Origin of the sequence: Flavobacterium rhizosphaerae (assembly GCF_046000445.1) — a bacterium.
GTDB classification, from domain to species: domain Bacteria; phylum Bacteroidota; class Bacteroidia; order Flavobacteriales; family Flavobacteriaceae; genus Flavobacterium; species Flavobacterium rhizosphaerae.
The window spans coordinates 264,032-277,757 of record NZ_JBELPZ010000001.1; the positions used below are offsets into that span (position 1 = coordinate 264,032).

The 13,726-nt window shown below is 42.5% G+C and carries 13 protein-coding genes and 1 riboswitch; of the genes, 1 reads left to right on the forward strand and 12 read right to left on the reverse strand.

Annotated features, from left to right (window positions below; all coding sequences use genetic code 11):
• Positions 1 to 30: 30 nt before the first annotated feature.
• The 4 genes from ABS766_RS01190 to ABS766_RS01205 all read right to left on the reverse strand — a co-directional run bounded on the left by ABS766_RS01190 (position 31) and on the right by ABS766_RS01205 (position 4,134).
• Positions 31 to 1,113: a chorismate mutase gene (locus tag ABS766_RS01190; protein WP_408083255.1), complete on the reverse strand. Its 1,083-nt coding sequence runs from the start codon at positions 1,111 to 1,113 to the stop codon at positions 31 to 33.
• Between the two features lie 60 nt (positions 1,114 to 1,173).
• Positions 1,174 to 2,022, reverse strand: coding sequence for a prephenate dehydrogenase (locus ABS766_RS01195; RefSeq protein ID WP_408083256.1), 849 nt, complete (start codon positions 2,020 to 2,022; stop codon positions 1,174 to 1,176).
• Between the two features lie 94 nt (positions 2,023 to 2,116).
• A complete protein-coding gene (locus ABS766_RS01200; protein ID WP_408083257.1) occupies positions 2,117 to 3,298 on the reverse strand; it encodes a pyridoxal phosphate-dependent aminotransferase in 1,182 nt (393 codons plus the stop codon).
• On the reverse strand, positions 3,295 to 4,134 hold the full coding sequence (locus ABS766_RS01205) for a prephenate dehydratase (RefSeq protein WP_408083258.1): 840 nt from the start codon (positions 4,132 to 4,134) through the stop codon (positions 3,295 to 3,297). Before ABS766_RS01205 ends, ABS766_RS01200 begins: the two co-directional genes overlap by 4 nt.
• 284 nt (positions 4,135 to 4,418) lie before the next feature.
• On the opposite strand from ABS766_RS01205, the gene gldA reads away from it, so the two are divergent.
• Positions 4,419 to 5,324 (forward strand): gliding motility-associated ABC transporter ATP-binding subunit GldA, encoded by a 906-nt coding sequence (gene gldA / locus ABS766_RS01210; protein WP_408083259.1) that lies wholly within the window; start codon positions 4,419 to 4,421, stop codon positions 5,322 to 5,324.
• A 163-nt stretch (positions 5,325 to 5,487) separates the two neighbouring features.
• On the opposite strand, the gene ABS766_RS01215 is transcribed toward gldA, so the two are convergent.
• From ABS766_RS01215 to ABS766_RS01250, 8 genes are all read right to left on the reverse strand, one after another.
• Entirely contained in the window at positions 5,488 to 6,249 is a 762-nt protein-coding gene (locus ABS766_RS01215) for a head GIN domain-containing protein (protein WP_408083260.1), read from the reverse strand.
• Between the two features lie 4 nt (positions 6,250 to 6,253).
• Positions 6,254 to 7,348, reverse strand: coding sequence for an acyloxyacyl hydrolase (locus ABS766_RS01220; protein ID WP_408083261.1), 1,095 nt, complete (start codon positions 7,346 to 7,348; stop codon positions 6,254 to 6,256).
• A gap of 59 nt (positions 7,349 to 7,407) precedes the next feature.
• Positions 7,408 to 7,839: a TlpA family protein disulfide reductase gene (locus ABS766_RS01225; RefSeq protein WP_408083494.1), complete on the reverse strand. Its 432-nt coding sequence runs from the start codon at positions 7,837 to 7,839 to the stop codon at positions 7,408 to 7,410.
• An 11-nt stretch (positions 7,840 to 7,850) separates the two neighbouring features.
• Positions 7,851 to 8,231 carry a hypothetical protein gene (locus tag ABS766_RS01230; RefSeq protein ID WP_408083262.1) on the reverse strand — a complete coding sequence of 127 codons (381 nt, stop codon included), beginning with the start codon at positions 8,229 to 8,231 and terminating at the stop codon, positions 7,851 to 7,853.
• A 61-nt stretch (positions 8,232 to 8,292) separates the two neighbouring features.
• Entirely contained in the window at positions 8,293 to 9,249 is a 957-nt protein-coding gene (metF, locus tag ABS766_RS01235; protein WP_408083263.1) for a methylenetetrahydrofolate reductase [NAD(P)H], read from the reverse strand.
• A 113-nt stretch (positions 9,250 to 9,362) separates the two neighbouring features.
• Positions 9,363 to 12,098 (reverse strand): methionine synthase, encoded by a 2,736-nt coding sequence (gene metH / locus ABS766_RS01240; RefSeq protein WP_408083264.1) that lies wholly within the window; start codon positions 12,096 to 12,098, stop codon positions 9,363 to 9,365.
• A gap of 2 nt (positions 12,099 to 12,100) precedes the next feature.
• Positions 12,101 to 12,454, reverse strand: a complete 354-nt coding sequence (locus ABS766_RS01245) for a four helix bundle protein (RefSeq protein ID WP_408083265.1) — start codon at positions 12,452 to 12,454, stop codon at positions 12,101 to 12,103.
• A 27-nt stretch (positions 12,455 to 12,481) separates the two neighbouring features.
• Positions 12,482 to 13,486 (reverse strand): homocysteine S-methyltransferase family protein, encoded by a 1,005-nt coding sequence (locus ABS766_RS01250; RefSeq protein ID WP_408083266.1) that lies wholly within the window; start codon positions 13,484 to 13,486, stop codon positions 12,482 to 12,484.
• 106 nt (positions 13,487 to 13,592) lie between these two features.
• Positions 13,593 to 13,695, reverse strand: a riboswitch (SAM riboswitch).
• Positions 13,696 to 13,726 lie beyond the last annotated feature (31 nt).

The following is a 13,726-nucleotide window of genomic DNA, read 5'->3' on the forward strand; positions in this document are numbered from 1 at the left end:
CCCTAAAATTAAAGTGTTAGCGCTAATATACTACTTATTAATAACCTTTTCCTGATGGGTGATGCTTTCCTGGTGTATGGCTTTAAATATATTGATGATAAACTCTTCATTAAGTCCCTGCTCTTTGCCTTCGGCTTTCATTTTATCGAGTATCTCATTCCAGCGCTTGTTTTGCAGTACAGCCACATTAAACTCTTTTTTTACCTGGCCAATCTGTTCAGACACCTTCATGCGTTTGCCAAGGGCATCAATTATTTTTTTGTCAAACTCATCTATATTAACCCGCAGGGCGGCCATTTTTCTATTATAACCGTCATCCTGCCCCGTTTCTTTACGCACACGCAGGGCCTCAAAAATATGCTTGAGTGTAGTTGGGGTTACCTGCTGTGCGGCATCACTCCAGGCATTATCAGGGTCAGTATGCGTTTCAATAATAAGCCCGTCATAATTCAGGTCCAGCGCCTGCTGGCTTACCTCCTGTATCATATCCCGTTTTCCAGTTATATGGCTCGGGTCGCAAATAAGCGGCAGGTCGGGAAATTTATTCTGCAATTCAATAACCAGCTGCCATTCGGGTATGTTGCGGTACTTAGTTTTCTCGTACGTTGAAAACCCGCGGTGTATCACTCCAAGCTTTTTAATACCTGCATTATACAACCGCTCTACACCACCCAGCCACAGGGCAAGATCCGGATTCACCGGGTTTTTAACCAGTACAATTTTATCGGTACCCGCCAGGGCATCGGCAATTTCCTGCACGGCAAAAGGGTTTACGGTGGTGCGTGCGCCTATCCACAACACATCTATATCATGCTCCAGCGCCAGTTTTACATGGGTGGCATTGGCTACCTCGGTTGCCATAAGCAGGCCGGTCTCGGCTTTAGCTTTTTGCAGCCATTTTAGCCCAATGGCGCCTACACCTTCAAACCCGCCGGGGCGCGTACGGGGTTTCCATATCCCGGCCCGGTAAATGCTCACATCACTATCTTTTAGCTCATGTGCTATTTTTAATACTTGCTGCTCGGTTTCGGCGCTACAGGGGCCGGCAATTACCAATGGGTGGTCCAGCTTAAAATCATCTAACCAGGTGCGTAAGGCGGTACTATTTTCCATATCTTTTATTTTAATATCTTAGGTTTCTATTTAATTTTTCTGTTAATCAATCACAAGGGCTTATTTAATTCCGTTAAGTATATTCTTAATCCTGTTGGTGTTTTCCATTTCGGCATGCATCCCCTCATAATCACCACTATCCAGCAATTGCTGAAAGTTTTTCAGGTTGGCTATATATTGCTGTAAGGCCGCCGATACATTTTCTTTATTTTCACTAAAAATACTGGCCCAGGTGTTGGGCGAGCTTTTGGCAAGGCGCACTGTGCTGGTAAAACCGCTGCCCGCCATGTCAAAAATATCGCGTTCATCCTTTTCTTTTTCGATAACTGTTTTACCCAGCATAAACGAGCTGATGTGCGACAGGTGCGACACATAAGCAATATGCATATCGTGCGCTACGGGATCCATATAACGGATGCGCATACCCAGGGCCTTAAAAAGCTCCAGCGCTTTTTCCTGTAGCTTAAAAGCGGTTTTCTCAACTTCACAGATAATATTGGTTTTACCATTAAAAAGCCCTGTTATAGCTGCGGATGGTCCGCTGAACTCGGTACCGGCTATGGGGTGGGCCGCTATAAAATTACGCCTGCGGGGGTGTTTTTCAACCGACCTGCAAATGGCCGCTTTGGTAGAACCGGCATCAAACACTATGGTTTCTTCTCCAACATTATCCAACACCTGCGGCAGCACTTTTGTAATAACATCTACCGGAACCGCCAAAATAACCCAGTCGGCATCCCGTACATCTTCCAATATGCCTTTTTGCCGGATGATACCCAAAGAGAGCGCCTCTTCAAGGTGCTGTGTACTGGCATCTATCCCGGTTATTACCGCCTGCGGAAAGGCTTTTTTTATATCTAACGCCAGTGAGCCCCCTATGAGCCCCAGGCCTATTATTGTTATATTCATAGTTGTTGTCAGTTGTTGGTTGTCAGTTACTTCTTCATAACCTTTACGTAGAACCCTCACCCCCCAACCTCTCTCCTTAGGAGAAAGGAGCTTGTTACTTAGCTACATCTTCTCTTTTGACTTTATGACTTTCGACTCTATAAACAGCTTCCTGTATCATTTCTTCATCAGCACAGAGCGAAAAACGGATATACCCCTCTCCGGCACTGCCAAAAATGGTACCGGGTGTTATAAAAATATGTTGGGTTTGTAATATATCATCTATAAAAGCTTCGGCACTGCTGACACCCTGCGGGAGCTTTGCCCACACAAATAACCCGGCGGTATTCTTATCATAAGTACACCCCAGCGTATCAGCCAGTTTAAAAACAAGCGCACGCCTTTTGCCGTATATTGTATTTAATTCGCTAAACCAGTTTTGGTTACTGTTAAGCGCAGCGATTGCCCCTTTTTGTATGCCGTAAAACATACCGCTATCCATATTGCTTTTTACCTTGAGCACGCTTTCTAAAAGCTGTGGGTTACCCAATACCATACCTACACGCCAGCCCGCCATATTAAAGGTTTTACTCAGCGAGTTAAGTTCCAGCGCCACCTCTTTTGCACCCTCCGCCTGAAACACCGAAAGCGGGGCATCATTTAGCACAAAACTATACGGGTTATCGTTCACTAAAAGTATCTGGTGCTTTTTTGCAAAGTCAACCAAATCCTGCATCATTTTACGGCTACCTTTTGCACCCGTCGGCATGTGCGGATAATTTATCCACATCAGCTTCACACCTGTTAAATCCATCGACTCCAATTGTGAAAGATCCGGTTGCCACCCGTTACCCTCTTCAAGGTCGTAAAACACTGGTAAAGCCCCGGCCAGCCTGGTAGCAGAAGTATATGTAGGATACCCTGGGTTGGGTACTAATGCTTTCTCACCCGGATTTAAAAAAGCAGCACAAATGTGAACGATTCCCTCTTTACTGCCCATTAATGGTAGTATTTCACTTACAGGATTTATAGTTACATTGAAATGCGTTTTATAAAATCGCGCCATAGCTTCGCGGAGTTCCGGCAGACCCTGATAGCTTTGGTACTCGTGTGCTTTGGCATCAGTAAACGACTGGGTTATAGCATGTATAACCTCCTGTGAGGGAGGCAAATCCGGGCTGCCAATACCCAGATTGATGACATTTTTGCCATCGCCCATCATTTGGCGTACTTCCTTCAGTTTTGCACTAAAATAGTATTCTTTTATTTCTTCGAGCCTTTTTGCAGGTGCTATCATATTTTTCCGTTTTTATATTCGCCAAGTACTTTAAACTCAGTGGTCATCAGCTCTAAAATGGATTTTGCCTTTTGGTAATGTTTGTATTTTTCAAACACCACATCTACAAAAAACGAGTATTTAAAAGGGGTTTCGGCAATGGGCATGCTTTGTATCTTACTCAGGTTCAACTTGCAGTTGTTCATCACATTAAGCACCGTTGCCAGGCTTCCGGGGGTGTCTTCCAACGTAAATTTTACCGATGCTTTATTTATATCTGCCTCAGGCACAGCACTGTTCTGCGTTTTTACAATTACAAACCGGGTCTGGTTATTCTGTATATTATGAATATTTTCTGCAAGCAACTCCAAATCAAAGAGTTCTGCTGCTGCTGGGCTGCCTATTGCGGCTATACCCTTTAAATTATTTTGCTGGATAAAACGCGCGCTTTCGGCAGTATCGGCACTTTCAACCAGTTTAATTTCAGTAAATTGCCTGAAAAATTCATTACACTGCAACAGCGCCATAGGGTGCGAATGTACCTCTTTTATATCAGCAATAGTTTGCCCCGGCAGTGCCATAAGGTTCATACTGATGTTCAGGTAATGTTCACCAATAATATGCAGGTTGTTATGGTCTATCAGCGCATAGTTCGGGATAATGCTCCCGGCTATGGAATTTTCCAGCGCCATTATACCCGTTGTAGCCTCCTTATTTACAAGACTTTGCACCAGCACATGGAATGAAAGGCACTCTTCAAGTTCGGCATCCCTGCCAAACCACACTGTTGCCACCTGATGGTGAAAGCTCCCTTTTATGCCCTGTATGGCTATTTTTGTTGCTGTTTTTGTTTCCATTTAATTCCAAAAAAAAATCCCGATTTTCATCGGGATTATATTTGTTGTCTGTTTTTACCTTGTTTAGCATACAGCCATATAACCCCTGTCCTCTTTCCAGAAGAAATAAAAATAGGTGTTATAAAATACAGCTGTGTTCATAGTATGCTTTGCTTGTTGCTAAAGTAGCAAATATTTTTTTACGCGCAACAATTTATGCTAAAAGTTTCTTCTTTCCGTTTATACAGGTTAAACGGTGCAAAATGCACTTTCTTTATTACTTTTGCGTAAAAGATACAAAGGTTATGTCTATAGAGGTTAAACAGGTAAGCAAAAATTACGGAAACCAGAAAGCGCTGGATGCGGTTTCTTTTTCAGTAAACAAAGGGGAGATTGTAGGGTTTTTGGGGCCAAACGGCGCAGGAAAAAGTACCTTAATGAAAATACTTACTACCTACCTTAATGCCGACCAAGGCGATGCTTTTGTAAATGGAAACAATGTAACCTCACAGCAAAAAGCAGTGCAGAAATCGGTTGGGTACCTGCCGGAGCACAACCCGCTATACCTGGACTTGTATGTGCGTGAGTACCTTGCCTTTAATGCCGATGTATACCACGTAAGCAAAAGCCGTATTAATGAGGTTATTAACCTTACTGGCCTTACACCCGAAGCCCATAAAAAAATAGGTGCGCTTAGTAAAGGATACCGCCAGCGCGTGGGCCTTGCCGCTGCTTTGTTGCACGACCCGGAAGTGTTGATTTTAGACGAGCCCACAACAGGGCTTGACCCTAACCAACTGGTTGAAATACGCGAGCTGATACGTAATATTGGTAAAAATAAAACCGTGTTTCTTTCTACCCATATTATGCAGGAAGTGGAGGCCATTTGCGACCGCGTAATTATTATTAACAACGGAAAAATTGTTACCGATAAAAACCTGAAGAGCCTGGTAAAAAATGATACACAGCAACAGCTTATTGAAGTAGAATTTGATAAAGCAGTTACTAAAGAGATGATTTCAGGCATTGCTAACCTAACCTCAGCCAGTAACACTGTAGGTAATGTATGGGAGCTTATTTTTACTACTGATACTGATATGCGCCCTGCGGTTTTTGACTTTGCGCAAGCCAATAACCTGAAGACACTGCAAATCAGCCTGAAAAACAAAAATCTCGAATCAGTTTTCCGGGAAATGACTAAAAAGAACTAAGTATGTGTGGCGTACCATTACCCTGGTGGGAAGAAGAATTAGAAAAAGACCGCAAGGAGAAAGAACAACAAAACATCCCTGAACCTGATAAAGGGGAAGATACTCCGGAATGTGATTAAATTAAACACTGTTAATAACTTAATTTTAAGCGCTTTGATTTAAACTACTCATACACCACACGCCCGGTATACACCTGCTGTACATCAACTACAGGCGGATGGTTTAGCAGTACTAAATTACCGGTGGAGTTTATAGTACCCGTTACCTGGTTTTCTGCCCTTACAATAATATCATTACTACTGCGGTGAAAAACCTCAACATTTTTTGAATTTAATGCCGTACCATCAAAACGGGCATCGCCGGAATAAAAATTTACGGTAAGGTTTTCCACATAACCGCTTAAAATGCAATACAGGTTTTGGTTGTCTTCTACCGTAAACAACTGGCTGTCAACATTTAAATTTACCGTTCCTGATGACGTTTCACTAATAAGACCAGACTGTATACTAAGCGATGGAAAGTGCAACACGCCCTGTGAGCGTACGGCAAACTGCGTAGCTGTAAATATTTTTTCAAGGTTGGGGGTAGCTACTGTTATGGTGGTAGTGTTGTAAATATGCACCCAGTTGCAGTTGTTGGCATTGGTAAGCCACAGGGTACCATCAATCACTTCGGCGGTTATATATTCTTTTATATTTTCACCTGTTGCAATGGTTAGGCTTTGTTCATCGGCCTCCACAACCACTAACTCTATCCCTGCCGAAACATGTATGGCTGTAAATTCAGGTACCTCCATGTTATAGTTTACCGCAGTACCGGTAGCGGTAAAACATTCGGGGGCAGCATCATTATTACACCCGGCAAGTAGCAACAGTAACGTTGCTGTTACACATTTAAAATAATTTATAATTTTAAATCCGTCCATAGTTTTACAGTCTATACCCTAAACCCAGTTCTAAAACTTCTGCCTTTGCGCCATGAGTTTTCAGGCCTAAGCCTCCAAATATACGCTTACTAAAATAATATTTTAGCCCTATACGCTCATAATGCATTCCGGTACTTTTAAATGGTGCATATACATAATACCCCACCTGAGCTTCAAATGACATACGGTTGATATATAACTCATACCCGCCAAAAATCCCGGCTTTGTGGTAATCAGTATCAGGGTCTACATGTTCTTCAGGGAAGGCTACCGATTTATAATGTATATATTCTTTAAGGTATTTAGGTATAAAAAATTCAGCGCCAAGCTGAAAGCCGCTTTTACGGCTTATGCGTTTATCAACATAACCACCAACAGCATAATACGGATATTGTTTGCTGCCAATAACATCGCTCTGGTTAATACCCCCCTTAAAAAAAACATTATAATGCAGGGGCTGCCGGTATACCGAATCGGTAACTGAAACCTGATAAACATTATCGGCGTTCTTATCAAAACTATAATTAAGCCCAACATTTACGGCAAAAGTATTGGTACTGGTGTTGGGAGATTTCATACTGGCATTGCTGTGGTGCACAAACAAAAGCCCGGCCTGCAGGCCAAACCCTGCAAAAATATGCTGTCTGGTGTAGTTTAGCATAAAGTAGGTAGAAGGCATAAGGTGTGCGCCATACGCATAGTTACGAAAGTTAGTATCCTTATCGTAAGGGTTGGTATTATAAGCCACGCCCTGCCCTATGCGCAACATAACGCTCCTATTTATAAAATAAAAATTATAATGCCCGTACAACCCGTACATTTCGCCCAACGCTTCATTTTTCATATCCTCATAATGTAACGAAACGCCATAATCAGGATAATTATAGGCCTGCTCCCATTCATATTTGCCAAATGTTTTCCGGTTCAGGCTGATGAGCATACCTGTGGGATGCCCAATAATAAGGTGTTTGATGCTTTTGCGGTGGGGAATAATATTGCCGTAAAAATAACCGGCATCAACCGTGCAACCTGTCTCTGCATCTTGCTGTGCAGAAACGTACAAAGGTATAGTAAGCAAAAACAGTAGTATTCGCCTCATTATATTGGTTAATGTGGCAAATATAGCAGATTTGTGCTTTTATATAAGAAAATCAGCAGTTATGCTTTGTTTTTATGCTTCTTTATACTTTTAAGCACTTTCTTCAGGGCTTTCTCAATCTCTTTTGGTGCATTGAGTATAGGGCCTGAATCTCCTGTATATACTACTTCGTGATTTTCATCAAGAACCAGTGTGGTGGGATAAAATTTAATACCAAACCGATTTGTTATAGGCTTTCCATTGGGTATTATGGTAAAATCAAACTGCGTGCGCTTTAAAAACCTTTCTGTTTGCTCTTTGGTGTCAAACGTTATACCAAACCAAGCCACCTCATCAGTTCCATATTTTTCTTTCATCGTATTAAGCTCGGGCATCTCTTCAATACAGGCGGCGCAGGTAACAAACCAAAAATCTATTACTATGGCTTTACCTTTAAGGCTCTCCATCGTGTAAGTATTCCCGTCCATATCAGTCAGGGTAAGGTCTTCTATAACCGAACCTTTTAGCTTATTCCTGTTTTTTTATCTTCTTCGGTATAATTTTTCCAGTATTCCTGTTCTTTTTCCAGCTCTTCATCCGTGCGTTTGTGCAGCACAAAACTAAACTGGTTGGTAATCGTATCGCGGTATCCAATAGTTAAGTATTTATACCGGTCTTCTGACTTTGAAATAGAGTCGCGGTACGCCTCACCATACTGCTTACCATTTTCAAGGTAATACTTAGGCTTGTTATAGGTGCTGTCTTTTATATTGGCCGGGTCATTAAGATAGTACACATATTCATGCGCTTTGGTTTTGCGCGAAGTCGATGATAAAAAAGAATAATCCTGCCCAAGGGCCGTAACGCCCATAAAAACGAGTAAAAAGAGTAGTGTTTTTTTCATGAAATGATTAATTTGTTATACTAAAACAGTAAAACAACCTGCTTTATTGCGCGCAGAGTGCTTAAAACACCGCTTTAGCTATGGCTTTTATGTTTTCGGCTTTGCCCATGCTGTAATAATGCAGCACCGGTATGCCGGCTTTAACCAACTCTTTACTCTGGGCTGTGCACCATTCTATACCCACCTGTTTTACCGCATCATTATCTTTTGCTTTAACCACTTCCATAATCAAATCATCGGGTAAATCTACCTTAAAGCGGTGAGGTATGGTATTGAGCTGCTTTTTGGTAGCTATAGGTTTCAAACCCGGTATAATAGGAACCGTAATACCTTCTTTTCGGCATTTGGCTACAAACTCAAAAAACTTGTGGTTATCAAAAAACATCTGGGTAATAATATACTGGGCGCCGTTTTTTATCTTCTGTTTCAAAAAATGCAGGTCGCTGTCCAGGCTTGGGGCTTCCATGTGTTTTTCAGGATACCCGGCCACACCAATACAAAAATCGGTACAGGCAGAGTTTAGCAATTCTTCATCAAGGTATACGCCGTTATTCAGGTTGGCTATTTGCGTTACCAGTTCGGTAGCATAATGGTGCCCGTCTTTTTCCGGCCGAAAGTAAATCTCGCTTTTTACAGCATCCCCTCTAAGCGCCACCACATTCTGGATGCCTAAAAAGTCCAGGTCTATTAAAAAGTTTTCGGTATCTTCTTTAGTAAAGCCACCACAAAGTATATGCGGAATGGCATCTACCTGGTATTTGTTTTGTATAGCGGAGCAAATACCAACAGTACCCGGGCGTTTTTTAACCACGCGGCGTTCCAGCAAGCCGCTGGCAAGTTCTTTATATTCATACTCTTCCCGGTGATAGGTAACATCTATAAACGGCGGGTTAAACTCCATAAGCGGATCTATACCGTCAAATATCGATTGTATGTTCTGGCCCTTTAACGGAGGCAGTATTTCAAATGAAAAAAGGGTTTTGCCGTTGGCTTTTTCTATATGTTCGGTTACTTTCATCTGTTTTTAGTTGTCGGTTGTCGGTTGTCAGTTGTCAGTTGTCAGTTGTCAGTTGTTAGATAATCACCGGCATGAGAGCTCCGACAACCTACAACTGTCAACTAATAACAAAATTAATCAGCTATGTTAGGGTTGAGCCATTTTATGGCTTCTTCAATACTTATATTTCTTCTTTTAGCGTAATCTTCTACCTGGTCCGACTTTATTTTACCAAGGCCGAAATATTTACTTTGCGGGTTTGCAAAATAATACCCCGATACCGATGCGGCAGGCCACATGGCAAGGCTTTCGGTAAGGGTTACACCTATTTTGTTTTCAACATCCAGCAATTGCCAGATGGTATTTTTCTCCAAATGGTCCGGGCAGGCGGGATAACCCGGTGCAGGGCGAATACCCTGATATTCCTCTTTTATTAATTCCTGATTGCCCAGTTGTTCATCTGCGGCATAACCCCATAGTTCTTTACGTACTTTTTGATGCAGGTATTCTGCAAAAGCTTCTGCCAAACGGTCGCCCAGCGCTTTGGCCATTATAGAGTTATAATCGTCGTGCACTTTTTCAAATGCAGCCGCTTTTTCATCTACCCCAAAGCCTGTAGTAACACAAAATGCACCCATGTAATCATGCTTACCGCTCTCTTTCGGTGCAATAAAATCAGCGAGGGCAATGTTTGGCGCTCCCTTTGTTTTTTGAGATTGCTGGCGAAGCGTCAAAAATTTAGCATCTCCGCCATTCACCTCAATATCATCATCATTAACGGTGTTTGCCTGAAAAATACCATATACGCCTTTCGCAGTAAACCAATTTTCTTCTACAATTTGCTGCAACATTTTCTGTGCATCATTAAAAAGTAATTGCGCCTGCTCGCCCACCACTTCATCAGTTAATATAGCCGGGTATTTACCGTGTAGATCCCAAGTCTGGAAAAAAGGTGTCCAGTCTATATATTTTTCAAGCACTGATAATTCAGGGTAAATAGTGTGTACGCCCAACTGCTTAGGTATAGAAGGTTGAAAAGTATCCCAGTCTATTTTAAATTTATTAGTCCGGGCATCTGCAATACTCAAAAAATCTTTCTCGCGTGAACGGTTCAGGTAGCCTTCGCGCAGTTTGTCATATTCTTCGCGAATATTTTTGGCATAGCCTGTTTTTGTAGTATTATTTAACAGATTGCCTGCCACCGTTACCGCACGGCTGGCATCATTAACATGTACTACGGTTTCTTTATATTCCGGTGCAATTTTAACAGCGGTGTGGGCGCGGCTTGTGGTTGCGCCGCCTATCATTATTGGTATGGTTATATTAAGCCTCTGTAATTCTTTGGCTAAATATACCATTTCATCAAGTGAGGGTGTAATAAGCCCGCTAAGCCCAATAATATCTACCTGCTCTTTAATGGCAGTTTCTATAATTTTTTCTGGGGGAACCATTACCCCCAGGTCTATTATTTCAAAATTGTTACAGGCCAGCACTACCGATACTATGTTTTTACCAATGTCATGCACATCGCCTTTTACGGTAGCAAGTAACACACGCCCGGCGCTCGAAGAACGCCCATCTTTTTCGGCTTCAATATACGGCAACAAATAGGCTACGGCCTTTTTCATCACGCGGGCCGATTTTACCACCTGTGGTAAAAACATTTTACCACTACCAAAAAGGTCGCCCACTACATTCATACCTGCCATAAGGTTAATTTCAATCACCTCAATAGGCCTGGCAGCAGCAAGGCGTGCTTCTTCCACATCCACCTCAATAAATTCATCTATACCTTTCACAAGCGCATAGGTAAGCCGTTCCTGCACAGGCAGGCTGCGCCACTCCTGCACTTGCTTTTCAGATATTTTATCGCCCCCTTTTACATTTTCGGCAAATGTCAAAAGACGTTCGGTGGCATCATCACGGCGGTCTAACAAAACATCTTCAACGTGCTCTAAAAGTTCTTTATCTATATTATCATATACCTCAATCATTTCGGGGTTTACAATGCCCATATCCATACCGTGCTGAATGGCGTGATACAAGAAAGCCGAGTGCATTGCCTCCCTAACCCTGTCATTACCCCTGAAAGAAAATGACACATTACTCACCCCCCCGCTTACATGGGCATGCGGAAGGTTTTCACGAATCCATTTGGTAGCCAGAAAGAAATCCAGTGCATTTTTGCGGTGTTCTTCCATACCTGTTGCTACCGGAAAAATATTGGGGTCGAAAATAATATCTTCGGGCGGAAAGCCTACTTTATCAACCAGTATATCATAACTGCGTTTACAGATATCTATACGCCGCTGATAGGTGTCAGCCTGCCCTACCTCATCAAAAGCCATAATGATGGCGGCTGCCCCATAACGTTTTATTTTTTTAGCATGGTCTATAAAAAGCTCCTCCCCTTCTTTAAGGCTAATGGAATTTACCACGCTTTTGCCCTGTGCTACTTTTAAGCCCGCCTCTATAATTTCCCATTTAGAGCTGTCAATCATCAGGGGTACGCGGGCAATATCAGGTTCAGAAGCTATAAGGTTCAGGAATTTGGTCATGGCATACACACCATCTAACATCCCCTCATCCATATTCACATCAATGATCTGGGCACCACCCTCCACCTGCGCACGTGCCACATCAAGAGCTTCTTCGTATTTTTCTTCTTTAATAAGCCGAAGAAATTTACGCGAGCCCGTTACGTTAGTCCGTTCACCCACGTTTATAAAGTTACTTTCGGGGGTAACTATAAGCGGTTCAAGACCTGATAAGCGTAAATAGCGGTTGTTAGTTTTTGGCTGTCGGTTGTCTGGAAGAATGTTACCAGTTGTCGGTTGTCGGTTGTCGGATAAATTATTATCTACAGGCATTTTTAGAGCTTTTTAAAATAATTAATAAATCCATTTAATAATCTTTTACACGCCTGAATTAAATCGAATACTGAATTAAAATCTTCTTGACTTATATATTTTTGGTCTAATGCAACAAAATATTGGGTTTCTAATTCATATAATGAACCTCTTGCAATATGTAGAAAATTTATGGTATCTTTTGCTGTTTGCCTTCCGCAGCCTTCAGCAATATTAGACGGCACAGATATGGCACATCTCCTCATCTGATTTGTCAGGCCATAAACTTCTTCTTTGGGGAAGTATTTAGATATTTTGTATGTCATGTTCGTCAATCTCCTGGCTTCAAGCCAAACATCTAATTTTGTATAATCCATTCTATGTAGCTAAAAATCTGACAACCATCAACCGACAACCGAAAACAACTTTCTCGGTTCATACTTAGCAGCCACTTCCGCTATCAGCTTTATATGCTCCGGTGTGGTACCGCAGCAGCCACCTATAATATTAACCAGGTTATCTTCGAGGTACTCTTTAATAAGCGCCTGCATTTCTTCGGGAGTCTGGTCATATTCACCAAAGGCATTGGGCAAGCCTGCGTTAGGGTGCGCCGAAACACTAAACTGTGTATTGTGAGCAAGCCTTTTGAGGTAAGGCTTTAACTGGTCGGCGCCCAGGGCACAGTTAAAGCCTACACTTAGTAACGGAATATGTGAAATTGAAATCAGGAAAGCCTCAACGGTCTGACCGCTCAGTGTACGCCCGCTGGCATCAGTAATGGTACCACTCACCATAATTGGGGTATCTACACCCAATTCTTCCTTCACCTCTTCTATGGCAAAAAGTGCTGCCTTAGCATTCAGGGTATCAAAAATAGTTTCAACCAAAAGTATATCGCTCCCACCCTCTATCAGAGCTTTAACCTGCTCTTTATAGGCGATGCGCAAATCGTCAAACGTCACGGCACGGTAGCCCGGATCGTTCACATCAGGGCTCATACTTGCCGTCCGGTTGGTAGGGCCAATAGAGCCTGCCACAAAACGGGGTTTATCCGGATTGGCAGCGGTAAACTCATCGGCGGCCTCACGCGCCAGCCTGGCCGACTCGTAATTCAACTCATACACCAAATCTTCCATGTGATAATCGGCCATGCCAATGGTAGTACCGCTAAACGTATTGGTTTCTACAATATCGGCGCCTGCCGCAAAATATTTGCGGTGCACTTCTTTTATGGCTTCCGGCTGGGTAAGGCTCAGTAAATCATTATTACCTTTAAGCGGGTGCGGAAAATCCTTAAAACGTTCGCCGCGATAATCTTCTTCGGTAAAGTTGTAGCGTTGCAGCATGGTTCCCATAGCGCCGTCCAGCACCAGTATGCGTTTTGCAAGCACGTTGTATATTTTAGACATAATTTAAAGTTCAAAGTTTCAGGTTTAAAGTTTCAAGTTAATCTTGATACCTTAAATTCTTAATTAAAATATGTCATCAGGAGGGTGTGGAAAAGAAATTCCGCTTGTGTTATCTATCCGCGCGAGCGGTAGAATGTAGCACCTTCTTTAGAGCTAAAGGGTTGCTAAGGTTTCTGCGGGTCTAATCCCTCCACCTTTCATGATAACATAGTGCAATGTGTTAAAGAACAACGCAAAAGT

Coding starts and splice junctions, on each gene's coding strand:
- ABS766_RS01190 (WP_408083255.1), bottom strand. CDS start 1,113: ATGGAAAATAGTACCGCCTTACGCACCTGGTTAGATGATTTTAAGCTG.
- ABS766_RS01195 (WP_408083256.1), bottom strand. CDS start 2,022: ATGAATATAACAATAATAGGCCTGGGGCTCATAGGGGGCTCACTGGCG.
- ABS766_RS01200 (WP_408083257.1), bottom strand. CDS start 3,298: ATGATAGCACCTGCAAAAAGGCTCGAAGAAATAAAAGAATACTATTTT.
- ABS766_RS01205 (WP_408083258.1), bottom strand. CDS start 4,134: ATGGAAACAAAAACAGCAACAAAAATAGCCATACAGGGCATAAAAGGG.
- gldA (WP_408083259.1), top strand. CDS start 4,419: ATGTCTATAGAGGTTAAACAGGTAAGCAAAAATTACGGAAACCAGAAA.
- ABS766_RS01215 (WP_408083260.1), bottom strand. CDS start 6,249: ATGGACGGATTTAAAATTATAAATTATTTTAAATGTGTAACAGCAACG.
- ABS766_RS01220 (WP_408083261.1), bottom strand. CDS start 7,348: ATGAGGCGAATACTACTGTTTTTGCTTACTATACCTTTGTACGTTTCT.
- ABS766_RS01230 (WP_408083262.1), bottom strand. CDS start 8,231: ATGAAAAAAACACTACTCTTTTTACTCGTTTTTATGGGCGTTACGGCC.
- metF (WP_408083263.1), bottom strand. CDS start 9,249: ATGAAAGTAACCGAACATATAGAAAAAGCCAACGGCAAAACCCTTTTT.
- metH (WP_408083264.1), bottom strand. CDS start 12,098: ATGCCTGTAGATAATAATTTATCCGACAACCGACAACCGACAACTGGT.
- ABS766_RS01245 (WP_408083265.1), bottom strand. CDS start 12,454: ATGGATTATACAAAATTAGATGTTTGGCTTGAAGCCAGGAGATTGACG.
- ABS766_RS01250 (WP_408083266.1), bottom strand. CDS start 13,486: ATGTCTAAAATATACAACGTGCTTGCAAAACGCATACTGGTGCTGGAC.